Source organism: Streptomyces sp. NPDC026500 (genome assembly GCF_055567635.1).
The window spans coordinates 1-23794 of the sequence record NZ_JBVHQB010000003.1 but is presented as its reverse complement, the minus strand read 5'-3'; the positions used below and the strand labels follow the sequence as shown (position 1 = coordinate 23794).

At 70.0% G+C, this 23794-nt stretch carries 19 protein-coding genes and 1 pseudogene; 9 read left to right on the top strand and 11 right to left on the bottom strand.

Features of this window, described 5'->3' with window-relative positions; all coding sequences use genetic code 11:
* Positions 1 to 435 precede the first annotated feature (435 nt).
* Positions 436 to 1758, bottom strand: coding sequence for a radical SAM protein (locus ACZ4N5_RS06010; protein ID WP_467755910.1), 1323 nt, complete (start codon positions 1756 to 1758; stop codon positions 436 to 438).
* A 164-nt stretch (positions 1759 to 1922) separates the two neighbouring features.
* Between ACZ4N5_RS06010 and ACZ4N5_RS06005 the strand changes: the two genes are divergently transcribed.
* Complete coding sequence (locus ACZ4N5_RS06005) at positions 1923 to 2807, top strand: alpha/beta fold hydrolase (protein WP_467755909.1); 885 nt, start codon at positions 1923 to 1925, stop codon at positions 2805 to 2807.
* Between the two features lie 370 nt (positions 2808 to 3177).
* On the opposite strand, the gene ACZ4N5_RS06000 is transcribed toward ACZ4N5_RS06005, so the two are convergent.
* Positions 3178 to 4155: a hydroxyacid dehydrogenase gene (locus ACZ4N5_RS06000; RefSeq protein ID WP_467755908.1), complete on the bottom strand. Its 978-nt coding sequence runs from the start codon at positions 4153 to 4155 to the stop codon at positions 3178 to 3180.
* A 231-nt stretch (positions 4156 to 4386) separates the two neighbouring features.
* Between ACZ4N5_RS06000 and ACZ4N5_RS05995 the strand changes: the two genes are divergently transcribed.
* From ACZ4N5_RS05995 to ACZ4N5_RS05970, 6 genes are all read left to right on the top strand, one after another.
* Entirely contained in the window at positions 4387 to 5637 is a 1251-nt protein-coding gene (locus tag ACZ4N5_RS05995) for an FAD-binding protein (protein WP_467755907.1), read from the top strand.
* Between the two features lie 188 nt (positions 5638 to 5825).
* On the top strand, positions 5826 to 7073 hold the full coding sequence (locus ACZ4N5_RS05990; RefSeq protein WP_467755906.1) for an ROK family transcriptional regulator: 1248 nt from the start codon (positions 5826 to 5828) through the stop codon (positions 7071 to 7073).
* A 250-nt stretch (positions 7074 to 7323) separates the two neighbouring features.
* Positions 7324 to 8586, top strand: coding sequence for an ABC transporter substrate-binding protein (locus ACZ4N5_RS05985; protein WP_467755905.1), 1263 nt, complete (start codon positions 7324 to 7326; stop codon positions 8584 to 8586).
* A gap of 20 nt (positions 8587 to 8606) precedes the next feature.
* Positions 8607 to 9572 (top strand): carbohydrate ABC transporter permease, encoded by a 966-nt coding sequence (locus tag ACZ4N5_RS05980; RefSeq protein WP_467755904.1) that lies wholly within the window; start codon positions 8607 to 8609, stop codon positions 9570 to 9572.
* Between the two features lie 8 nt (positions 9573 to 9580).
* Positions 9581 to 10459 (top strand): carbohydrate ABC transporter permease, encoded by an 879-nt coding sequence (locus tag ACZ4N5_RS05975; RefSeq protein WP_467756290.1) that lies wholly within the window; start codon positions 9581 to 9583, stop codon positions 10457 to 10459.
* A 12-nt stretch (positions 10460 to 10471) separates the two neighbouring features.
* Entirely contained in the window at positions 10472 to 13402 is a 2931-nt protein-coding gene (locus tag ACZ4N5_RS05970) for a glycoside hydrolase family 2 TIM barrel-domain containing protein (protein ID WP_467755903.1), read from the top strand.
* A gap of 78 nt (positions 13403 to 13480) precedes the next feature.
* Here the strand turns inward: ACZ4N5_RS05970 and ACZ4N5_RS05965 are convergent, their stop codons facing one another.
* Both ACZ4N5_RS05965 and ACZ4N5_RS05960 read right to left on the bottom strand, forming a co-directional pair.
* Positions 13481 to 14179 (bottom strand): hypothetical protein, encoded by a 699-nt coding sequence (locus ACZ4N5_RS05965; RefSeq protein ID WP_467755902.1) that lies wholly within the window; start codon positions 14177 to 14179, stop codon positions 13481 to 13483.
* The gene (locus ACZ4N5_RS05960) at positions 14176 to 15882 is read right to left on the bottom strand and encodes a PHP domain-containing protein (protein ID WP_467755901.1); all 1707 of its coding nucleotides are present in this window, start codon (positions 15880 to 15882) and stop codon (positions 14176 to 14178) included. The genes ACZ4N5_RS05965 and ACZ4N5_RS05960 overlap by 4 nt, the downstream gene beginning before the upstream one ends.
* Positions 15883 to 16129: 247 nt before the next feature.
* Between ACZ4N5_RS05960 and ACZ4N5_RS05955 the strand changes: the two genes are divergently transcribed.
* Positions 16130 to 16717 (top strand): TetR/AcrR family transcriptional regulator, encoded by a 588-nt coding sequence (locus tag ACZ4N5_RS05955; RefSeq protein ID WP_467755900.1) that lies wholly within the window; start codon positions 16130 to 16132, stop codon positions 16715 to 16717.
* A gap of 10 nt (positions 16718 to 16727) precedes the next feature.
* Here the strand turns inward: ACZ4N5_RS05955 and ACZ4N5_RS05950 are convergent, their stop codons facing one another.
* Together ACZ4N5_RS05950 and ACZ4N5_RS05945 are read right to left on the bottom strand one after the other, a co-directional pair.
* Complete coding sequence (locus ACZ4N5_RS05950; RefSeq protein WP_467755899.1) at positions 16728 to 17198, bottom strand: Lrp/AsnC family transcriptional regulator; 471 nt, start codon at positions 17196 to 17198, stop codon at positions 16728 to 16730.
* A 370-nt stretch (positions 17199 to 17568) separates the two neighbouring features.
* A complete protein-coding gene (locus tag ACZ4N5_RS05945; protein WP_467755898.1) occupies positions 17569 to 18177 on the bottom strand; it encodes a DJ-1/PfpI family protein in 609 nt (202 codons plus the stop codon).
* Positions 18178 to 18358: 181 nt separating this feature from the next.
* On the opposite strand from ACZ4N5_RS05945, the gene ACZ4N5_RS05940 reads away from it, so the two are divergent.
* Positions 18359 to 18784: an ankyrin repeat domain-containing protein gene (locus ACZ4N5_RS05940; protein WP_467755897.1), complete on the top strand. Its 426-nt coding sequence runs from the start codon at positions 18359 to 18361 to the stop codon at positions 18782 to 18784.
* A gap of 95 nt (positions 18785 to 18879) precedes the next feature.
* On the opposite strand, the gene ACZ4N5_RS05935 is transcribed toward ACZ4N5_RS05940, so the two are convergent.
* From ACZ4N5_RS05935 to ACZ4N5_RS05915, 5 genes and pseudogenes are all read right to left on the bottom strand, one after another.
* Positions 18880 to 19065 (bottom strand): hypothetical protein, encoded by a 186-nt coding sequence (locus ACZ4N5_RS05935; RefSeq protein ID WP_467755896.1) that lies wholly within the window; start codon positions 19063 to 19065, stop codon positions 18880 to 18882.
* A 115-nt stretch (positions 19066 to 19180) separates the two neighbouring features.
* Positions 19181 to 20254 carry a glycosyltransferase family 2 protein gene (locus ACZ4N5_RS05930; RefSeq protein WP_467755895.1) on the bottom strand — a complete coding sequence of 358 codons (1074 nt, stop codon included), beginning with the start codon at positions 20252 to 20254 and terminating at the stop codon, positions 19181 to 19183.
* A 568-nt stretch (positions 20255 to 20822) separates the two neighbouring features.
* A complete protein-coding gene (locus ACZ4N5_RS05925) occupies positions 20823 to 21557 on the bottom strand; it encodes a rhomboid family intramembrane serine protease (RefSeq protein WP_467755894.1) in 735 nt (244 codons plus the stop codon).
* 102 nt (positions 21558 to 21659) lie between these two features.
* Positions 21660 to 23396 (bottom strand): DUF2264 domain-containing protein, encoded by a 1737-nt coding sequence (locus ACZ4N5_RS05920; protein WP_467755893.1) that lies wholly within the window; start codon positions 23394 to 23396, stop codon positions 21660 to 21662.
* A gap of 78 nt (positions 23397 to 23474) precedes the next feature.
* Positions 23475 to 23600 (bottom strand): annotated as a pseudogene (locus ACZ4N5_RS05915) (carbohydrate esterase); the annotation flags it as partial.
* Between the last annotated feature and the right edge of the window lie 194 nt (positions 23601 to 23794).

Here is a 23794-nt window from a genome sequence, read left to right as displayed (position 1 = left end):
CTTCCATGTGCAACGTCACACAACGCCCAACTCGCCTTGTTTCAGCTGGAGTTGGGGTTTCAACAACGGGCCAGAGCCTTTCACGGTTTCGTCACAACTGACAAGCGACGTAGTCACATCATGCGGTGGCGCGATCACGGGGTGGACCGTCCGGCTCCGGTGGACGACCGGCTCCACTGGACCGACCGGCTCCGGTTTCCCGTCCGGCTCCGGTGGACCGACCGGCTCCGGTCGCCCCGAGTGTCGTACGGAACGCGAACCGGAAGGGGCCGTTCGCTTCAACTTTCACAGGACCTGCCACTCCCCGGGCAGGGCTGCTCGCGGTACAGGGCGCGATACCGACGCGGTACGGGCGCTGTAATGGCGCGGTGAAACGCGTACGGCCCGGACGTACGGATGACGTCCGGGCCGTGCGGGTACGCGTTGGGGCGCTGGTCACACCTGGGAGGCAGGCTCCTGCGCGGGAAGGCTGTCCATGAAGGAGCTGACGGAGAAGACCGCCCGGCCGGGACCGGGCTCGCCGTATCCGGGCGGCGACTTGAGACCGAAGTCGTCCATCGTGGCGCGGTAGGCCTCCAGCAGACGGATGTGGTACTCCAGCGGCGCGCCGTGCGGGTTGGCCTTGCCCAGCGGCGTGGTCGGCTCGGGGCACCAGGTGGTGAAGCGGGGCGTGATGCCGTGCGACATGAAGAAGCGCAGCCCCTCGGTCGTCGACGCGATGGCCTCGTCGACGGTGGTGAAGCCGAAGGGCTCGGCCATCTCCACGCCCGCGACGAAGTTGGGGATCACATTGCGCGCGCCGAAGATCCCGGCCGAGTCGAGGATGCGCTTGTGCCACTCGTCCCTGCCGACGTAGCGCTCCTTGCCGGGGCAGTACAGCTCGAACAGTCGGCGGTCCCACACCTCGTAGTTGGGGTGGTAGATCTGCACGCCGTAGTCCTTGAACCGCTGCACGTCGTCGCGCGGCAGCGCCTGGGCCACCACCTTGCCGATCCACCGCCCCGGGAACCGCTCCTCGATGGCCTTGGCGTAGTGCCCGTAGAAGTCGGCCTCGTCGCGCCCGGCGACCGTCTTGGTGATCGCGCCACCCGTGAGGGTGTAGGCCGTCGACGCCTTCGCGGTGTCGTAGCGGTCGATGATCTCCAGCGCCTCGAGGACCTCCTCGACGTCCTTCACGCCGGTGTACGGGCGGCCGGCGGCCTTGTGCTGGCGCCAGTTGTGGTTGATGTCGCAGTACTGGCACTCCTCCTTGGCGCCGAAGTACTGGCAGACGCGGAAGACGGTGAGGTAGATGAGGTACCCCCACTGGATCGTCGGGGCCACCTCCATCACAGACTTCCCGTTCGAGAGGGTGTGCCGGTAGTACTCGGGCATCGGCGGCACCCCGACGTCGGAGATCCGCTTCCCGTCGAGGTAGAGCCCGAGGACGCCCTCGTCGTCGGCGGCGACGCGGTACGGCGAGGCGGGATTGACGCGCACGGACACGACGGTGCGCCGCAGGTCGTACGGGCCACCCGTGAGGATGATCTCCTCGGGCGGGCGCCGGAGCGCGGCCTCGCCGAGCTCGGGCAGGGTGCCGTGGTCGAAGGAGAAGATGAAGTACGACTTCGGCTTGACCTCGCCGCTCTCGTTGTCGCTGAGGGCGGACGCGTCGAAGGCCACGCCCCCGCGGAGCAGGTCCTCCTTGATGACGGCTTCCCGCGGCACGTGCGGGAACCGCTCCATCAGATCCTCGACCAGCGCGGTGCGGCTGCCCATCCCGTTCTCCTCGCTCCCGATCTGCTTCGTCTGTCGTGTTCGACTCCTCACGGTATGCCCCCGCTCGGACATCGGCCGTGCCGGGTCCCCTCGCGCCGCGCGACGCCCGCCGGAGCACCGGATCTCGTTTGCTCCGTCCGGGCGCCGCTGCGAGAGTCGTGGCCATGCCTTCCTTCATCGCGTACGACGGGACCGAGCTGGCCTTCGAAACCTTCGGGGACGGCTCACCGGTGGTGTGTCTGCCCGGCGGGCCGATGCAGGACTGCGGGTACCTCGGGGATCTGGGCGGGCTGTCCGCGCACCGGCGGCTGATCATGGCGGACCCGCGCGGGACCGGCGGGTCCGCGATCCCGGAGGACCCCTCCTCGTACCGCTGCGACCGGCTCGTCGACGACGTCGAGGCCCTGCGCGAGCACCTCGGCCTCGACCGGATGGACCTGCTCGCGCACTCCGCCGGGACGAATCTGGCGCTGCTCTACGCACAGCGCCGTCCGGAGCGCGTCGCGCGGCTCGCGCTGATCACCCCGAGTGTCCACGCCGTCGGGATCGAGATCGCTCCCGAGGTCAGGCGGGCGACGGCGCTGCTGCGCCGGGACGAGCCGTGGTTCCCGGAGGCGTTCGCGGCGCTGGAGGCGATCGTCGCCGGAAACGGGGACGCCGACGCGTTCCGCGCCATCGCCCCTTTCTGGTACGGCCGTTGGGACGAGGCCGCGTGGGCCCACCGGGACGCGGAGGACGCGCACAAGAACCACGAGGCCGCGGCCCGCTACGCCGACGGCGCCTTCGAACCGGCCGCCACCCGGGCGGCGCTCGCCCGCCTGGCGTCTTCGGTGCTGGTGCTCGCCGGGGAGGTCGACCTGAACTCCCCGCCTCCCGCGATGGCCGGGATCGCCGCGCTGTTCCCGCACGCCGAGCTGGTCGTCCAGCCCGGGGCCGGGCACTTCCCGTGGCTCGACGACCCGGAACGGTTCGTGGCGACGACGGCAGCGTTCTTCGCCCGGCCGGACCGCCGGGGGCTTCCCGCCGACGACGTACGACCCGCAGTGTGAAGCGTGCCGGGTGAGCCCCGGGGTGAACCCCGGGTGAGGTCGCTGCCGGGCAAGGCGTGGGTGGTCGACCGCGCGCCTGAGCCCGCGAGGTGGCCCGCACAGGCCACCGGTACAGGCCATCCGCGCAGGCCGCCCGTGCAGGCCGCCCGTGCAGGCCAACAGGCCACCCGTCCGGACCTCCCGCGCAGGCCACCTACTTGGGCGGCTCGCTCAAGGGCCCCGGTCAGGGGACCGCTCAAAGGCCCCACTCGGGCGCTCGCTCAAGCACCCGGCTCAAGGACCCCACGCAGAGGCTCACTCAAGACCCCGCTCAACCACCCCGCTCAAGGTCCCACCCATGCGCCCTCAAGGTCCCGCTCAGGGGCCCCGCTCAGGCGGTCCGTTCCAGGCCCTCCAGGTCGATCCGGAACGCAAGCTCCCCTCCCGACAGCAGGCGTTCGGCCTCGTCCAGCACGGTGAAGCCGAGCCGGGCGACCTCATTGCCCTGCGAGCCGGCCAGGTGGGGGGTGACGAAGGCGTTCGGGAGGTCGTGCAGCGGGGAGTCGGCCGGGAGCGGCTCGGGGTCCGTGACGTCGAGGATCGCGCTGATCCGCTCCGCGCGCAGCGCCTCGACGAGGGCGTCGTGATCGACCAGTGAGCCGCGTGCGGTGTTGACGAGGACCGAGCCCGCCGGCATCAGGGCGAGTTCGCGGCGGCCGATCAGATGCCGGGTCTCCGGGGTCTGCGGGGCATGGATCGTGACGATGTCGCTGTCGGCGAGCAGGGCGTCGAGCGGCAGTAGGGAGACGCCGAGGGCGGCTGCCCCGGCCTCGTCGACGTAGGGGTCGGCGAGGCTCACCGACAGATCGAAGGGCCGGAGCAGTTCGATGAGGCGCCTGCCGATGCGGGAGGCTCCCACGATGCCGACGCGGCGGCCGAAGTTGCCGATGCCGGGGAGGATCTCTCCATAGGGGAAGGTCCGTTCGGTGCGCAGGCGTTCGCGGTGGGCGAAGACGTCCTTGCCCGCGAGCAGGATCATGGCGAGCGTGTACTCGGCGACGGGCAACGCGTTCGCGGCGGCGGCCGACGACACGACGATCCCGCGCTCCCACACCGCCGGGGTCGCGAAACCCTTGACGGAGCCGGCGGCGTGCAGCACGGCCCGCAGCTTCGGGGCCGCGTCGAGCGTGCCCGCGTCGAGTACCGGGCACCCCCAGCCGGTGATCAGGATCTCGGTGTCGGCGAGACGGGCGCGCACCCGCGGATCGGTGAAGTCGCCTGCCGCCAAGGAGGGATCGATGTCCACGAGCTCGCGCAGCCGGGCGAGTGCGTCCGGAGGGAAGATCCGCGCCACGTTCTCGGCGGTCATGGCGAACATCGCCACAGGACGCTCGGACGACATCACCACAGGACGCTCGGGCAAGGAGGTGGCCTTCCGGTTCGGTGACGTCGACGACAGCAACCGCTCTCTACGGTAGGTCGCGCCACGTGAGAGGGTCAACGGGACAGGTCTGCCACCTCGGCGGACCGGCGAGGTACGTTCCCCGGGTGGTCGTCGCACGGGCCACGTACAGCGACTTCCCGGGGAGAAACGACAAGGATGACTCGGACCCTGACCAACTGGGCCGGCAACATCACGTACGCGGCCAAGGACCTGCACCGGCCCTCCTCGCTCGACGCGCTGCGCGCGCTCGTCGCGGACAGCTCCCGGGTGCGGGTGCTGGGCAGCGGGCACTCGTTCAACGAGATCGCCGAACCGGGTGCGGACGGCGTCCTGCTGTCGCTGACCGCGCTGCCGCCCGCGATGGACGTCGACACGACGGCCCGTACGGTACGGGTCTCGGGTGGTGTCCGGTACGCCGAACTCGCCCGCCGGGTGCACGAGCACGGGTTCGCGCTGCACAACATGGCCTCCCTCCCGCACATCTCCGTGGCGGGCTCGGTCGCCACCGGCACCCATGGGTCCGGGGTCACGAACGGGTCGCTCGCCGCCGCCGTGCGCGAGGTCGAGCTGATCACGGCGGACGGCTCGTCCCTGACGATCGGCCGGGGCGACGCGCGCTTCGGCGGCGTCGTGACCTCGCTGGGAGCGCTCGGTGTGGTCACCGCGCTCACCCTCGACCTGGAGCCGGACTTCGAGGTGAGCCAGCATGTGTTCACCGAACTCCCGTTGGAGGGGCTCGACTTCGAGAAGGTCGCGGCCTCGGCGTACAGCGTGAGCCTGTTCACCGACTGGGGGCACCCCGGCTTCCGGCAGGTGTGGCTCAAGCGGCGCACGGACCAGCCGCTGCCCGACTTCCCGTGGGCGGCGCCCGCGACCGTGGCCATGCACCCGGTGCCGGGCATGCCCGCCCGCAACTGCACCGAGCAGCTGGGCGTCCCGGGGCCCTGGCACGAGCGACTGCCGCACTTCCGGGCCGAGTTCACCCCGAGCAGCGGGGCCGAGTTGCAGTCCGAGTATCTGCTCGCGCGCTCGGACGCCCTGGCCGCGCTGCACGCCCTGGACGCCATCCGTGGGACGATCGCGCCGCTGCTGCAGATCTGCGAGGTGCGGACCGTGGCCGCCGACGACCAGTGGCTGAGTCCGGCGTACGGCCGGGACACCGTGGCTCTGCACTTCACCTGGGTCGAGGACACCGAGGCCGTGCTGCCGGTGGTGCGGCGGGTCGAGCGGGCGCTGGAGCCGTTCGAGCCGCGGCCGCACTGGGGCAAGGTGTTCACCGTGCCGCCGGCGGTGCTGCGCGAAAGGTCTCCGCGGCTGGCCGGGTTCAGGGCGCTGGTCGACGAGCTCGACCCGGCGGGCACGTTCACGAACGCCTTCGTGGGGGACTTCCTCCACCCCCTTTCCTAACCCCTTGTCGAAATTCCCCGGCAGGCCATAGCCTTGCGCAGCGCCGGGGCCGACGGGCCTCGTCATGGCACGGGGGCCCGAGGGAGGCGCCCGGTGCCGTGCCGCCCCGGGACACCCCGGATCCCGGCCCGAAGGTCTGGTCGGCCGACGTGCCCGGTACCCCGGTGCGCGGAAGCGAGGGGAGTACCATGAAGCGCGGTACATCACGAGACATCCGCACCGCGAACCGTTACGAGGTGCTGCGCCAGATCATCGCCGAATCCCCAACCTCACGGCAGGAGTTGGCGGCGGCGACCGGGCTCAGCCTGGCCACGGTCGCCACGCTGGTCGGCGAGCTGCTCGACCTCAGGATGCTGACCGAGGTCGGGTTCGAGGACTCCGCGGGCGGCCGGCCGCGGGGGCTGGTGGCGGTCAACGCGGCGGGGGGCGCCCTCATCGGCGTCGACATCGCGGAGACGTACGTCCGTGTCGAGCTGTTCGACCTGGCCCTGAACGTGCTCGCCCGCGCCGACGAGGACATGCGCCCCGGTGAGAGCCGCCCGGAGCAGGTCGTCGGGCACGTCGCGGCCGCCGTCGGCTCGGTGGTCGCGCAGGCCGGGGTGGAAGGCGCCCGGGTCCTGGGCGTGGGCGTCAGCGTCCCCGGACAGGTCGACCGCGACACCGGGATCGCGGAGTACGCGCCCAACTGGGACTGGCACGACGTGCCGTTGCTCGATCTGCTCGCGGAGCAGATCGCCTACCCCCTGCACCTCGACAACCCGCTACGGGCCTGTGCCGTCGCCGAGTTGTGGTTCGGCGCGGCCCGCGGACGCGGTGACGCCGTGGTGGTCAATCTGGGTACGGGCGTGGGCGCCGGTCTCGTGCTCGGCGGTGGACTGCACCGCGGCGTCAGCAACAGCGCCGGCGAGTGGGGCCACACCACCCTCGTGCTGGACGGCCGGCTGTGCCACTGCGGCAACCACGGCTGTGTGGAGACGTACGTCGGGGCACCCGGAATCATGCTGAATCTGCGGGAGTTGAGCCCCGGGAGCGCCCTGCTGCACCCGGAGGACCAGACCGCCACGATCGACGCCCTCGCGGCGGGCGTCGCCGCGCGGGACCCGGTGGCGCTCAAGGTCGTCCGCGACACCGCCCGTTACCTCGGCGCGGGGATCTCCGACCTGGTGAACCTGCTCAACCCGGAAGTGGTCGTGCTGAGCAGCTGGGTCGCGGCCACACTCGGGGAACCGCTGCTGCGCGAGGTGCGCGAGGCCGTCGCCCGGCACGCGTTGCGGCGTCCGCTCGCCGCCACCGAGATCGTCCTCTCGCCCATTCCGACCGACCCGGTCTGCCTCGGCGCAGCCACGTTCGCCCTCGAAGGGGCACTGCAGTCGGTCGGCCAGCGGCCGGCCAAGCGGTCCACCCCCACGAGGAGCCGCACCGCGCCTCCGGCGTGACGACAGCACCGACGCCATCGACGCGGCCTGCTCCAAGCAGGTCCGCGTCGAGGTGAGTTGAGCCGACGCGGGTCCGCCGCGCCGAGGGACCGCGACCCCGCATGTCCGGTATCCCGAACCCCCTACAACGCTTCGCACCGACTTCGTCCAACCCCTTGCCGAAGCCTTAGCAGAAGGTTAACGTCCCGCACCGCACCGCGAATTCGAGCCGCAGCCGCACTCAGACCGCATCCAAGACAAGGACGTCACCATGTCGGCATTGAGCAGCAACTGGGACCGTCGATCCGTACTGCGGGCCGCCGCCGGCCTCGCCGCCCTCGGGCCGCTGGCCGCTTGCGGCAGCAACAACGGGCGTTCCGGGGGCGGAAGTTCGGGCAAGGAGTTGGTCCAGTACTTCCACGCCTACGGGGAGGCGGGCACCGAGCAGGCCATCAAGAAGTACGCGAAGGCCTACGACAAGGCCCAGGTGACCACGCAGTGGATCACCGGCAGCGACTTCGAGAGCAAGCTGTTCGCCTCGCTGCTCACCAAGAACGCGCCCGATCTGTTCGAGTTCCACCCGCAGATCCAGCTCGTCAAGAGCGGCCAGGTGGCGGACCTGAGCAGCATCATCGATCCGGTCAAGGACGACTTCAACCCGGCCGACATCGCCTCGCACACGGTCGACGGGAAGATATACGGCGTCCGGATGATCGACGACCCGCAGTTCTTCTTCTACCGGCCCTCCCTGCTGGAGAAGGCCGGTGTCAAGGTGCCGACCACCCTCGACGAACTCATCGAGGCCGCGGCGAAGTTGACGACCGGCAAGGTCAAGGGCCTGTTCATCGGCAACGACCTGCACGCCGTCATCAACCCGCTGATCTGGTCGGCGGGCGCCGACACCCTCGACGCCAAGAACCAGATCGCCTACCACACCGAGGGGGTCAAGGAGGGTCTGAAGAAGATGCGGGGGCTCTTCACCAGCGGCCATCTGCTCCTCGACGCCCCGGCCGACTACTGGGACCCCTCGGCGATCAACCAGGGCCTGTGCGCCATCCAGTTCTGCGGGATGTGGGCGATGCCGCAGATGCAGCAGGCACTCGGCGACGACATCGGGGTCTTCGCCTTCCCGAAGGTCACCGACTCCGGCAAGCCCTCCGTGTACAACGGCGGCTGGTCGATGTTCGTCAACGCCAAGGGCAAGAACGTCGACCTGGCCAAGGAGTACGTGAAGTGGCTCTGGATCGATCAGAAGAAGTACCAGGAGGACTGGTCGCTGTCGTACGGGTTCCACATCCCGCCGCGCTCCTCGCTCGCCGCGTCCGCCACCAAGCTCAAGGCGGGCCTGCCCGCCGAGGGCGTCAAACTCTTCGGTGACTACGGGCACTTCGACAACATCGGCTGGACCCAGTCCATGATCACCGCCCTTGAGGACGTCTTCGCCAACTGTGTCCGCAAGAACGGGGACCCGGAGGCCGCGCTCGACAAGGCCGACCAGACCGTCAATCGCGAGCTCAAGAAGCTCTTCGGATAGACCGACGGACGGGCTGCGACATGTCGACCACCACCTCACGCGGTGTCTCGCACCCCGCCCCGGCCAAGGCCCAGGCGGCCCGGCCGCGGCGGGGGCTGCGGGGCGGCAGCACCTTCAACTTCTGGCTCTTCACCGGTCCCTTCCTCATCGGCCTGCTGGTCTTCGTGTACGTGCCGATCGGCTGGAGCCTGTGGCTGAGCTTCTTCGAGGCACGCTTCACGGTCACCCCCGACAAGTTCGTCGGCTTCGACAACTACCGGCAGATGCTGGAGAACAGCAACTTCACCGGGTCACTGGTGACGTTCACCGTGTTCGCCGCGTTCATCGTGCCGCTCACCTGGGCGCTCTCGCTCGGCCTCGCTCTGCTGGTGAACCGTCTGCGGTTCATGCGGGCGTTCTTCCGGTCGGTGTTCTTCCTGCCGACCGCGTGCAGCTACGTCGCCGCCTCGCTGATCTGGAAGATGTCCATCTTCAGCGGGGTCCGCTTCGGACTGATGAACACCGTCCTCGGCTGGTTCGGGGTCGAGAACATCGCCTGGCTGGCCAACCCCGACCCGCCCTGGTACTGGCTGGTCATCGTGAGCGCCCGGCTCTGGCTCCAGGCCGGCTTCTACATGATCCTCTTCCTGGCCGCCCTGCAGAACATCCCGCCGGAGCTGTACGAGGCTGCCGCGATCGACGGTGCCAGGCCGGGCTGGCAGACCTTCCGCCACATCACCCTGCCGCAGTTGCGCGCCACCTCGACGGCCGTGATCCTGCTGCTCCTCGTGGCGGCCTACCAGGCCTTCGACGAGTTCTTCAACCTGCTCTCGAAGACCACCTGGGGCCGCCCCCCGCTCGTCGAGCTGTACTACACGGCGCTGGGCCAGGCCCAGGACTACGGCGCGGGCAGCGCGGGCGCGGTCATCCTCACCCTGCTGATCTGCATGGTGACGCTGCTCCAGGGCAAGTTCATGGGATTCGGACGCGGGGAGGAAGCCGAGTGACCGCCGTCATGCCAGGCCGGAAGCCCCAGGCCACCGCGCCGCAAAAGCGCCGCCGGAACCCGGGCGGAGTCTTCGGCAGCACCGGCCTGTACGTCGCCACCGGCGTCGCCGGTCTGCTGTTCCTCGTCCCCTTCTATCTGCTCGTGCGCAACGCCCTGTCGACCGACGCCGAAATCACCGGCGAGAACTGGCAGTTCTTCCCCACCGACCTCAAGTGGGGCAACATCACCGAGCTGTTCGACGATCCCACCGTCCCCTTCGCACGCTCCCTGTGGAACTCCGCCGTCGTCGGGGTCCTGCACACCCTCGGCACCCTGCTGGTCTGCTCCCTCGCCGGCTACGGCCTCGCGCGCATCCCGTACAGGCACGCCAACAAGGTCTTCTACGGGGTGCTGGTCACCCTGATGGTCCCCTCCGCCGTGACCTTCGTGCCGAGCTTCGTGCTCGTCTCGTCGCTCGGCTGGGTGGACAGTCTTCGCGGTCTGATCATTCCGGGGCTTTTCAGCGGTTTCACGTGCTTCCTCTTCCGGCAGTACTTCTTGGGGTTCCCGAAGGAGCTGGAGGAGGCGGCGCGCATGGACGGGCTCGGCTACTGGGGCGCGTACTGGCGCATCGTCGTGCCCAACTCACTGAACTTCTTCGCCGCGATCGCGACCATCACGTTCATCAGCGGCTGGAACGCCTTCCTGTGGCCGCTGGTCATCGGCCAGAACCCCGACGCCTGGACGGTCCAGGTCGCCCTGTCCTCGTACATGACGAACCAGACCGTCAACTTCCATCTGATCTTCATGGCCACGGCCATTTCCATCCTGCCCCTGGTGTTCGTGTTCCTCTTCCTCCAGCGCTGGCTGGTCCAGGGAATCGCGCAGACCGGCATCAAGGGCTGAACTAGGAGACGCATGTCTTTCCGCACCTCTCCCGGACTACCGGCCTCTCCCGCCACCACCGACTACGTCGAGGACGTCTCCCCCGGCAGCGGCACCCTTCCACCACGCGCCTGGTACGCGGCCTCGGACGCCAGGTCCTTGTCACTGAACGGCAGTTGGAGTTTCCGGCTCTCGCCCACCGCCGACACCGAGGACGACTCCTTCGCGGCCGAGGGGTACGAGCCCGGGGGCTGGGCCGAGGTGCAGGTCCCCGGCCACTGGGTGCTGCAAGGTCATGGTTCACCGATCTACACCAACCACCTCTACCCGTTCCCGGTCGACCCGCCGCGCGTGCCGACCGAGAACCCGACCGGTGACCACCTGCGCCGCTTCGACCTGCCTCCGGACTGGCCGGCCGACGGCGGCACGGTCCTGCGCTTCGACGGGGTCGAGTCCTGCGCCCGGGTCTGGCTGAACGGCACGGACCTCGGCGAGTTCAAGGGCTCGCGGCTGCCGCACGAGTTCGCCGTGGGCCATCTGCTGAAGCCGGGCGGCAACGTGCTCGCGGTCCGGGTGCACCAGTGGTCGGCGGGCTCCTACCTGGAGGACCAGGACCAGTGGTGGCTGCCGGGCATCTTCCGTGACGTGACCCTGCTGCACCGCCCGGCGGGCAGCGCGCTCGACTTCTTCGTGCACGCCTCGTACGACCATCACCAAGGCCTGGGGACCCTGCGCGTCGACTCCGACGTCGACGGGCGGGTCCTCGTGCCCGCCCTGGACATCGATGTCGTCACCGGCGCGCCGGTCACGGTGCCCGTGCTGCCGTGGACCGCGGAGACACCCCGGCTGTACGACGGCGAACTGGTCACCGAGGGCGAGCGCGTCCCGCTGCGCATCGGGTTCCGCACCGTCGCGATCGAGGACGGTCTGATCAAGGTCAACGGCAGGGCGGTCCTCTTCAAGGGCGTCAACCGGCACGAATGGCATCCGGAGAAGGGCCGAGCCCTCGATCCTGAGACCATGCTGGCGGACGTGCTGCTGATGAAGCGGCACAACATCAACGCCGTACGCACCTCGCACTACCCGCCGCACCCCGCCTTCCTCGACCTGTGCGACGAGTACGGCCTGTGGGTCATCGACGAGTGCGACCTGGAGACCCACGGTTTCACCGAGCAGGCCTGGCGCGACAACCCCGTCGACGACCTCCGCTGGACACCCGCGCTGCTCGACCGGGCCGCGCGCATGGTCGAACGCGACAAGAACCATCCGTCCGTCGTCGTCTGGTCCCTCGGCAACGAGGCCGGTACCGGGCGCGGACTCACCGCCATGGCCGATTGGATCCGGGGGCGCGACGGCTCACGGCTCATCCACTACGAGGGCGACCTCGACTGCCGTGACACGGACGTCTATTCGCGCATGTACGCCGACCATGCCGAGGTCGAACGGATCGGCCGACGCCTGGACGGCGGCGGCCTGAGGCGACGTCAACTTCCCTTCATCCTCTGCGAATACGGACACGCCATGGGCAACGGCCCCGGCGGGCTGGCGGACTACCAGCGCCTCTTCGCCTCGTACGACCGCGTCCAGGGCGGCTTCATCTGGGAGTGGATCGACCACGGCATCAAGGACGAGCGGTACGGGTTCGCGTACGGCGGGGACTTCGGCGAGGAACTGCACGACGGGAACTTCGTCTGCGACGGACTTCTCTTCCCGGACCGGACGCCGTCCCCCGGGCTCGTCGAGTACAAGAAGGTGATCGAGCCCGTACGCATCGACGGCGGGGGCTCGTTCCTCCCGTCCGAACGGGACCGGGAACCGATCTCGGGCTCGGACGGTACCGTGCGCGTCACCAACGGGTACGACTTCGCGGACCTTTCCGCCCTGGCCTTCGAGTGGTCGTACCAAGTCGACGGCGAGACGGTCGAGTCGGGTCCGCTCCCGGTGCCCGCGCTGGCACCGGGCGAGTCGGCCGACATCAAACTGCCGACGCCGCCCGCGGATCCCCGGGGCGCCGAGACGCAGTGGACGGTCCGGGCGGTGCTCGCCGAGGAGACGGCGTGGGGGCCGCGCGGCCATGTCGTCGCATGGACCCAACTACCTGTCACTGAAGCGGCGTTGCCGCGCCTCACGCCGTCCGGCGGTCCGGTGCGGAGCGAGCGGGTGATCACCCTCGGGCCGGGCACCTTCGACGCCCGCACCGGTGCGCTGCTGACCGTCGGCGGGGTCGAGGTCACCGGCCCGCGCCTCGACGTGTGGCGCGCTCCGACCGACAACGACAACGGCGCGCACTGGCAGCCGGACGCCCGCTTCGACCCGCTCTGGCGCACGCTGGGCCTGCACCGGATGCGGCACCGTCTGGACGGGGTGGAGCCGGGCGACGACGCCCTGACCGTACGCACCCGGGTGGCACCCGCGGCCCGGGAAGTCGGCCTGCGCACGGTGTACCGGTGGACCTCCGACGGTACGCGGCTGCGGCTGACCGTGTCCGTGGCGCCGGAGGGCCAGTGGAGGCTGCCGTTGCCCCGGCTCGGCGTCCGGCTCGGGCTCCGGGGTTCCGGGGACCGGGTGACCTGGTTCGGCGGCGGTCCCGGCGAGGGATACCCGGACACCAAGTCGGCCTGCATGATCGGCCGTTGGGAGTCGGCGGTGGACGCGATGCAGACGCCGTACGTGCGTCCGCAGGAGAACGGCGCCCGGCCCGACGTCCGCTGGGCCGAGATCGGCGGCCTGCGGATCGAGGGCGACCCGGCCTTCTGGTTCACCGCGCGCCGCTGGACGACCGAGCAACTGGACGCCGCGGACCATCTGCCGGATCTGCGCCCCGGTGACACGGTCTGGGTGAACCTCGACCACGGCCAGCAGGGCATCGGTTCGCAGTCGTGCGGTCCCGGCGCGCTTCCCCAGTACCAACTGAGGGCCGCGCCGGCGGAGTTCTCGTTCGTCTTCTCGGAGATCCGGGACTGACCACCCACCTACCTAGCGCGGCCGGTCGGCTCCTCAGCCGTCCGGCCGCGCTCGTTTCCTGCGTCGCGCCCGACGGGCTCAGTGGTCGGCGCAGCAGGGTGTCGGGTCCGGCACCTCGAAGGGAACCAGGGTGCCGCCCGCGGCCGGCATCACCGTGAGGACCAGGTGGCCGTCGCGCCACTCCGGACGTACGTGGTCGCGGGTGACCAACTTTCCCTCCGGATCCGCACCGTCGGGAGCGCCGATTACGGCGACCTGTTCCACCGCGGAGACTTCCAGCAGTCGTGCCACGGTCAGGACGCCGGTGACGGCGTCGGCCCCCGGGTACAGGACGGCGCGGCCGGCCGTGCGCGCCGTGTGCTCGGCGGCGGCGTGCGCGGCTCCGGCCGCGAGGTCGGCGGGTCCGTGCAGCTCACCGCCGAAGGCGACACCCAGGAGTGCCCCGGGGCCGGCCCCCACCCCGCTGCCTTCACCCTCACCGTCGCCCTCGTCTTCACCGGCACTGGCACCGGCACCGGCACCGAGGACGGCGCCGATGCCGCCCCCGCCGGACCCGTTCTCCGTGAGCCGGTGCCAGATCGCGCGGGCCGCACGCTCCGACGGCACGGCGAAGGACAGCGCCATGTGCGGCCGCCGTCCGTCCCGTACGTGATGCGTGCAGCCCAACACGTGTTCCGTCAGGCCGAGTTCGACAGCGAGCGCACGCAGCAGGTGGTCGGCCTCCCGCAGGGCTCCCGTTTGACCGGTGTCGACTCCGACGACGTACCACTCGTTCACGACGGGAGGACCCACACCGGGTTGGAGTAGAACCACAGGTCCTTCCACGGGTCGGCGTCGCCGAGGACGTCCACGGCCGGACCCGCCGGGTCGACCGCCGCGCCCATCAGGCCGACGGCGGAACGGTTGCCGTCGGTGCCGCGCAGACGGACGTACACGGGGCGGTCGACGGCGCCGAGGTCGTAGGTGAGGCGGACCGTACCGGCCGACTTGTTCACCTCGTAGGACTTGGCGACCCGCGCGGTCGGAGCGGTGAGCGTGTCCCGGTCCGCGGCCGCGCCCGTCACATCGCCCTGGATGACGTCGACGCGCGCCAACTTCGGAACGAAGCCGGCCCAGTTGGGCCCGCCGGCCAGTCCCAGGTCGACGGTGAGCGTGACCCGGGTGCCCTTGCGTACGTGCAGCGCGCCGCCGAGGGTCGCCCAGCGTCCGCCACCCGAGACCCGGGCGTCGAGACCGCTGAGGAGCTGTCCGTGGTCGACCCACACCCGGCCGGCGCGGATGCCGTCCATCACGGCGCCGTACGAGAACCCGTCGGAGCCGACGTGCGTACGGCTGTACTGGCCGGGCCAGTAGTCACCCTGCGTGAGGTCGATCTTGCCGCCGTAGACCGGGTCGGTGTGCCGGCCGTTGGCGTCGAAGTCGCTGTCCGGTCCGCCGCGTACGGCGGTGTCCGTGTAGACCTGGTGGGAGTCGGAGTTGGCGGTGATCCACCAGGGCTTGCCCTCGGCGAGGAGGCTGTCCCACAGGCCGCCGACGGTGGCGGTCATCCAGTCGAAGCCGCCCCAGGTCCGGTAGCTCTCCAGCGCGTAACCGGCGAAGGAGTTGGCGCTCGGGCTGTTGTCGTACAGACCGCGCGCGACACCCATGCCGTACGTCTTCTCGATGCCGCCGCCCTGGTGACCCGGCGCGCCCTCGAAGCCGACGGCGATCTGATGGGACGCGGGGGTCGCGTCGCGCCAGGCGCGGATCTCGTGCGGGGAGTCGAGGCCCTTGCGGGCGGGGTGGTTGGCCAGCATCAGGATGTCCTTGACGCGGCGCCGCTGGACCTGCTCGGAAAGGAAGTTGAGGCCCGCGATGGCGAGCGCCTCATTGGCGGGCGTCGAGTCGGAGGCGTTCTTGACGCTGCCGTCGTAGTCGGTCTCGAACTGCTTGAGGACCGCGACCTCGTTGCGGCCCGGGTGGACGAACACGGTGCCGTGTTCGGCGGCCGGGATGTTCCACTCCAGTCCCTGGAAGACGAGCGTGTCCTCGTAGGCGTCCCGGGCCTCCCGGATGTCCGGGTTGACCTTGTCCACACCGATCTTGGCGTGCGTCACGCTGCCGTGGTCGGTGATGACCATCCAGTCCAGGCCGTGCGCGGCACCCTGCCGGACCTGGTCGCGGACGCGGTACTTGCCGTCGCTGCTGTACTGGGTGTGGATGTGGTGGTCACCGGCCAGCCACAGGAAGCCGTCTCTCCGCCGGCCGCCCGTGGAGGCGTACGCGGGAGTGGCGGCCCCGGCGAGGACGCTGCCGGCGGCAAGGCCCGCGCCGAGCAGTCCCGCGCGGCGCAGCAGGGAGCGGCGCGACTGCTGCTCGGGGGTGAGTGCCTCGTCGGGCACGGAGGTGTCGAAGGCGGCGGGCAGCGGGGCGCCCGTGTCCTCATGGCCGTGCTCGTGGTGATGGTGATGCCCGTGCCCGTGTCCGTGCGTGTGCCCCATGACCGCCTCCTGAGTCCCGCCCCGCCCCTGCGGGCGCGTCATGAGGACATTCGACGCGGAGCATGAACGGCGGGCGGCGCCCTCGTGTTCGCGGGGCGACCTGGATCGGTCAACTGCCCTTACCTAAAGGCCTGTTGGCATTCCGGATGTCCGTTGCGTCAGGACTTCCATGGAGTTGAGGGTCCGCCGGGACTAGGGTTCTGCCTGGGTTCCCTAGGAAATATTCTGTGGCGAAAAGGTGGTCCTCATGGCTCGTGCCGGGCTCACGACCGAGCGGGTCGTGCTGGCCGCGGCCGATCTCGCGGACGAGATCGGCTTCGAGAACGTCACCGTGGCGGCCCTGGCCCGGCAGTTCGGGGTCAAGGACGCGAGCATGTACGCGCATGTGAAGAACGTGCGGGAGCTGCGCGAGCGCATCGCGCTGCTCGCGTCCGGGGAGATGATCGACCGGATCGCCGGAGCCGTCGCCGGACGCGCCGGCAAGGACGCGCTCGTCGCCTTCGCCGACGCCTATCGGTCGTACGCGCTGGATCGGCCCGGTCGCTACCGGGCCACCCACACACAGCTCGACCCGTCCCTCGTCGCCGGGACGACGACCTACAGCCGCACCGCCGAGGTCACGTACGGCATGCTCCGCGCCTACGGGCTGTCCGAGCCCGATCTGACCGACGCCGTACGCCTGTTGCGCAGCACCTTCCACGGCTACTGCAACCTTGAGGCGATCGGCGGATTCGGCGCCCCGCGCTCCGTGGAGACGTCGTGGAGGCACGCGCTGGACGCACTGCACGTGGCCCTGGAGAACTGGCCCCGCGCCGAGGACGCGGACCAGGCCTGACCCGCGCCTCTCACCGCGGGCCGGCGGGTCCGAGCGGGCTGGTCACCGGGTTGCTCAGATGCTGATAGATCACCGAGCTGCGGTAGTTGACGATCTCGGGTCTCCCGCCGAAGCGGTCCAGCAGGAAGGAGTGCAGTCGGTCGACGTCCGGGACGGCGACATGGACGAGGAAGTCCTCACTGCCCGCGACCACGAAGACCGACAGGACTTCGGGGAGACCGGTGGCGTACTGCTTGAAGCCCTCGACGACCTCGCGGCTCAGCGGCCGCACCTGGACGGACAGCAGGGCCTGGACAGGGCGGTCGAGGGCGCACAGGTCGACGGCCGCGTGATAGCCGGTGATCACGCCGCGATTGCGCAGCGCCCGCACGCGCTCCAGGCAGGTCGACGGGGCGATACCGAGCGTGCGGGCCAGTTCCCGGTTGGTCTGGCGCGCATCCCGCTGAAGGTGCTCCACGATCGCCGAATCAAGTTCATCCATGACCGCCACTCTTCCCATTCCGCCGAATTGAATTCGACAGATGGTCCGACAAGCGCATCTTCTGCGGCCCAGGTCATTGTCAGTCCTCGCCTGTACGGTCCCACCCACGGCTGAGAAACCGACTACGAGCTGGCGTCAGGGCATGGTCGAGGAAGCGGAAGAGCTTCCGCAGGCACCTTGGATCCCGAGTGCGCCTGCCTGGGCGACCTGTTCCCCGATGAACTGGCACTGACCGCCCGCCACGGACTCGGCCGGTACGAGCTCACGGACGAGTGGCGGACCTGGTAGGACCGCTCGTCGGTCGACGGCCTTCACATGGCCCAGGGCGTCTCCGAGGTCGAGTCGGCCCTGAAGGGGGATGCGCGCGCCGTCAGTGCCGTGCGGCCTCGCCCGCGTGGACGGCACGCAGGGCACGCTCAACAGTCTCCTGGTTCTCGCCGACCGGAGCCACATAGCCGATCACGTCCCGCGCGGGGTCCTCTCCCAGCATTCGGGTGATCACCCACGTCGCGAGATACTGCGATGCCAGGCAGCCGCCCGCCGTGGCGATGTTCCCCTCGGCGTGGAACGGCGCGTCCAGCACGGTGACGTTGCGGGCTTCCACGAAGGGCCGGCTCTTGATGTCCGTGCAGGCGGGCATGCCATCCAGCAGCCCGAGCCGGGCGAGCACCAGCGCGCCGGAGCACTGCGCACCGATCAGCTGTCGCGAGGGGTCGAGCGGCAGTCGGGAGATCAGCCGGTCGTCGGCCACCACCTCTCGCGCCTTCACCCCGCTACCGATCAGCACGACATCGGCCTCGGTCACGAACTCCATCGGGCGCTGCCCGGTGACCTCGACGCCGTTCATGGACGTGACCACCGGCGTCGGTGTCGTGATGAAGGCCTCCAAGCCGTCCTTTCGGCACCGGTTGATCAGGGCGGAGGCGATGAAGCTGTCGAGCTCGTTGAACCCGTCGAAGGTGACCACTGCTACCTGCATGACATCTCCTCGAAGCGCGGCACTGGAGTGCAGTCTCCCAGGACGCCGCGCCGAGATCCCAGGCCAATGTGCGACCCGTGGCTCGTCCGTCCTGGGCGTCTAAATCTCCGCCGTCGACCGTCCAGGCGTGGCCCCGGCGTGAGTGGCCTCGCCGCGCACCCGGTCGCTAACCTCGGCAGCCATGAACCAGCGGCGGCAAAAGAAGCTCTCCCGGCATCTCTTCAGTGCGATTCTGCGGGGTGACACCGCCCGCGTGACCGCGCTGCTGCGCGCGGGAACCGACCCGGAGCGAGGGAACAGCGAGGGGACCACCCCTCTCTACGAGGCATCCGTGAACGGTAGGGCCGAGATCGCCCGCCTGCTCCTGGCGGCCGGAGCCTCCCCTGACACCGAAAGCAGCGGCATCGGCGCGGAGGGCACGGCGTTGTGCGCGGCCGCATGCTGGGGGCACACCGAGACAGTGCGCGAACTGCTGGCGCACGGCGCCGATCCGAATCTTCGTGAAGATCACGGCACGGGCTGGTCCCCTTTGGACTGGGCGAACAACGGCCCCCACTCCGAAACCGCCGCTCTCCTCGTCGCAGCGGGAGCAGCCCTCACGAGGTAGCCGCGCGGCACCGCCGTTCTCCACGACCGGGATGGTGGGGTGGAGGGACGGACCGCTGATGGTCCGCCCCTCCACCAGTAGCACGGGTGAGTTGCTCAGTTGCCGGCCGCGCTGGCATCGCGCCGGCGACGGCGGGCCGCCGCTCCGTAGGTCGTCAATCCGCCCAGGACCAGGGTCAGACTCGCCGCGATGATCAGGTGAGCGGTGGAAGAGGCCCCGGTGGCCGCGAGGGACGCGCTCCCGGCGATGATTCCGACTCCGGTACCGCTGAGGTAGTTCACGATCAATTTCCTCTCGGTGGCCTTCCGGCCACATCGGATCTGGTGGTTCAGGCAGTTCGGTTGGGGTCAAGTGGGTCGGGTGGATCGGTGAGTTCGTGCCGCGTGACGGCCGAGGTCACTTCCAGGCGGAGACGCGCGTGGCGTACGACTTCACGACCGAGGAGAGGAACCAGTAGGCGCGCACGATGGAGAACACGAGTCCCGGCAGCATCAGTACGTCGACCAGGACTCCCTTCCAGCCGAGGTGCCGGGTGCGGAAGGCGGCGTAGACGATCCAGAAGGCGACCAGACACAGCCAGGCCGGATCCAGGGCGAAGCCCGTGCTCGCGATCACGCCGGTCCAAGTGGCCAGCCAGCACAGCGTGTAGATGAACCCGGCGAAGCCGAGCACCATGTTGGTGATGGAGAACCAGGTGTACTTGGTCCAGCCGCGGCGGCGCAGGGTGTCGACGGTCCCGCGCCCCCAGCGCTCCCGCTGGCCGATCAGCTCGCGCAGGGTGGGCATGAGGTCGGTGTAGGCGATGCAGTGCTGGTTGGCCGTCACCTTCCAGCCCGCTTCCTTCAGCGCGAGCGTCGTCTCGTAGTCCTCCACGAGGTTGGCGTGGTCCTCCCAGAACACCTCGCCGCGCCAGCGCAGAATGCTCAACAGCGCTTCGGTGCGGTAGAAGGAGCCGGCGCCCGACATGCTGTGGATCCCGAAGCGGTAGCGGCCTCGTGCGTAGCGGCCGTACTCCATGATCTGCATTCCGAGCAGGTAGCGCTGCCAGAGGTTCTTCCACAGCCCGGTGCGGCCCAGGCAGGTGGCGCTGAGTCCGCCGACGCGCCGGTCGGAGGCCATGACGTTGCGTGCCCGTTCCAGGAACTTCGGGTGCAGGCTGGTGTCCGCGTCCATGACCAGCAGGTACTTCGCCGCCGCGGCGAGTCCGCCCGACGCACGGTGCAGCCAGCTGATGCCGTGGTTGAGGGCGCCCGCCTTCTTGTGCGGGTTGTCCGGCAGATCGAAGACGACGGTGCGCGGCACTCCGGGGCGCTCGGCGAACTCGCGGGCGATTTCCTCGGTCCGGTCGGACGAGTTGTTGACCACGACGATGATCAGGTCCGGTGGTGTGCTTTGCGCGGCCAGTGATTCCAGTGCCAGCAGTACGCCGGCCTCCTCGTTGCGAGCGGGCAGAATGACGGCTGTCTCCAAAAGCGTGGCCGCTCCCTGCGAGACCAGGCGTCGCCGGTGGGCGCCGTGCACACGGCGCCCACCCGTGTCGGGTCTGCCCCGGCGGCGGCTTCCCTTGCTCTGCGCAGGGCCTGTTGAGTCACTCACCGCTGAGACCCGGAACTCAGTGGCGGCGGTCCCGTGATCGGACATGGTCTTGTTGCCCCCCAGCGGCTCGTAGCCGCTTCTTGCCTCGACGGCCCTCGGGTCGCCCTCTTGCATGGCGTCTGCCCGCAGCTTTCCCCCTGCGCGGAGCAAACACGGCCACCGCTACGTGCAGCGACGGCATGAACGCCCATTGTTGCGAGGGCGGTTACGGTTCCGGAAGAGTGACGGAGGAGCTTGAAGAAGCTTGGGACGGAGCCAGGTGGTGAAAGGGATGCAGAGTGGTGAAGGTGAGGAGCACGGTGCGTTTGCGCGCCCCTGTGCACGCCGTCGTGGTCCACCGGACCGACATGACGCGGCAGCACGAAGGCCATGGACCGATCACGGTCCATGGCCTTCGGTGTGCACCCCCTGACCCAGCGGGGCGTCGATGGCGGCCGCCCCGCTAGAGCAGCCCCAGATCGCCCAGTTCCTTGTGCAGGTCCGCGCGCGGGTTGTCGGCGGCTGCTCCTGGGGCGCGGGGAGGGGTGCCCCCCTTGCCAGCGTCGGAGCGAGCGGCCGGGAGGGTCCGTGAGCGCCGGTCTCGGAAGAGCCAGGCGCCGACCAGGCCGCCGATCAGCCCTCCGAGGTGTCCGAGCCAGCTCACCCCCGGCGTCCCGGGCACGGCGACGGTGAGCAGGTAGGCGAAGGAGGCCGCCATGACGACGCCGATCAGCGTGTCGATCAGGTGCCGGTCGAAGATCCCGCGGACCACGACGTAGCCGAAGTAGCCGAAGATCAGACCGCTGGCACCCACCGTGTCCACGCTGCCTCGTTCGAAGAACCACACCACGAGCCCGCTGCTCACCGCCACGAGCAGACTCAGCCCGAGAAAGCGGACCACACCCCGGTAGGCGGCGAGGAATCCGAAGACGAACAGTGGTCCGGAGTTGCTCTCGATGTGCGCCCAACTCCAGTGCAGGAAGGGCGCACTGAGGATGCCGGGCAACGTACCGAAGTCGCCGGACACCACCCCGTAGTCTCGCGAGAGGGCGTAGCCGTCGGCGTAGTTGGCCAGCTGTACCAGCCAGACGATCACGAGGAATCCGAACATCACGAAGAAGGCCTTCCGGGCCTCCGCGATCATCTGCTCCGCATCGACCGGGCGCCCGCCGGTCCGGTCCTGGTCCGCCCCACTCATGACACGCTCCCCCTCCCCCGGCGGATCCGTTTCCGCCTCACCCCGAACTCTAGGCAATGCCGACGGCGTCGGCGCCGCTCAGGGCCCCTCTCCCACGAGCGGCTACCGGGCCACCACCGACGGCCCCGAGGACGTACCTTCCCGGTCGCCCGAACCGGCGGAACCGTCGAACCGGAAGCTCGCCGTGTCCCCCTCGGACCAGCTCACCGTCATGTCGAAAGCTCCCGGGGCGCCGCCCTCCGCCGCCGTCACCCGCACGGACACCAGCTCCGTCAGCGGGAGGGGTTCCGGCTCGGCGGTCAGGCGGACGAGGGCGACGAAGAGGGAGGCGTCGTCCCCGGTGACACCGTGCCCCGTTCCCGACAGGCCGTGCACGGGGAGGACTTCCGAGCGCGCGCCGTCCCGCACGGCCCAGCCCGTGACCCGTACCGGCGTCCCGGGAGCCGCGCCCGCCACCAGATGGGCCCGCACCTCCACGGCACCCCGCGCGACCACGAGGCCGGCGACCCCGATGCCCTCCGACACGGTGTGCCGTGACGCCGCCCAGCCCTCCCCGACGCCGAGCGGCTCGATCCCCGTACGGCTCGCGTCCGAACCGACGATCACGCTGTTGTCGTACGACGGCGAGGGCTCCGTCACCGTCGAGTAGGCGAGCCGCGTGTAGTAGGGGTCGTAGCGGACGTCCTCGCTGCCATGGTTGTGGAGGCGGACCAGGCCGTCCGAACTCGTCGACTGGAGAAGCCAGTTGGGCGGTCCGACCGGGGTGACGGCGTCGGCGCGTTCCGTCGGGCCCGGTTCCTCCCCGGCCGTCCAGACCTCGTGGTCCGGGGGCAGCAGCAGACCGACGAAGGCCTTGGCCGCCCAGTACGGCGAGGCGGGGCCGGAATAGTGCTGCAGGAACGCCTCGTCGGGGCCGCGCCAGCCGAGGGTGAGCAGGCCGTTGCCGTCCACCGCGCCCCGGTCGAGGAAGTAGCGCAGGGCGCCCGAGGCGAGGCGGCGGGTCTCGCCCGGGGACAGGGGCGTGCGACCGGTGAGCGCGCCGAGCCACAGGGGGGCGGTGGTCGCGAAGCGGTAGGTGAGCGAGCGGCCCTGGAGCATCGGTGCGCCGTCGCCGCCGAACAGGCGGGCGTAGTCGGCGAGATGGGCCTCCAGTCGGCCGGCGTACAGGTCGAGCAGCCGGGTGTCGTCCGCCAGCCACGCGTGCAGCACCGGGTAGAGGTGCATGGCCCAGCCGTTGTAGTAGTCGAACTTGCGCCCGTGGCCGTCGGTGTACCAGCCGTCGCCGAGGTACCACTGCTCGATGCGCTCCAGGCCGCGGTCGATCGCGGCGCGTGACGCCTCGGGCCCGTATCCGATCTCCTGGAGGAAACCGCCGACCGTCACCGGGAACAACTCCCAGTTGCAGGGCCAGGGTTCGGCCGTCAGCGCGTCGCCGAGCCACTCGGCGGCCCGCTGCCGTACGCCGTCGTCCAGGCGGTCCCACAGCAACGGCCGGGTGAGCCGCAGCGCGAGCGCGATCGACGCGGCCTCGACGAGCGGCTGACTGCGGTCCTCGACCCGGGGCCAGACGCCGGCCGTTCCGGCGGCGAGGCCCTCCGCGTACCGCTCCAGGACCTTCTCGTCACGGCGGAACCCGGCCAGCAGGAGCGTACGGGCGTAGCCCTCCAGTCCGTCGGAGAGCCTGCCGGACGTGCTCGTGTGCTGTCCGGGGAAGTGGTAGAGGGCTCCGTCGTCGGTGGCGTACGGCGCGACCGCGGCGAGCAGGGAATCGGCGGCAGCCTCCCAATGGGCGCGGGTATAACCGGTGTAGGGGCTGAGGATGCGGTCCTCGGTGGGCATCGATGGCACTTTCTGGTTCGGCGGCTGGGTCGGCTGGTACCTGGGGCGCCCCGGTTCCGGTCGGGACGCCCCAGGGGCTCATCCCACCCGCACCAGAGCCTTCGGCACCAGATGCAGGGCGAGGAGTTCGTCGCGGACGAGGGCCGCGTACACCGTGGCGCCGAGCACCGAGGTGTGGGTGTTGTCCCGTTTCTCGTTTTGAAGTGCTCTCCCGGCTGAAGCCGGGAGATTCCTGCTTACCTCGCGGCAGCGGGCTTGACGGTGCTGTATGTGCGGGCGATGACGGTGGTCGTCTGGTGCTGGCAGTCCAAGGCCCGGCGCTTGGCTTTCGCGCGCAGTCCTGCGATCTGGTCATGGGTGCGGTGCAGCCGGCGGCTGGTGCGCTCGCCGGGCTTGCG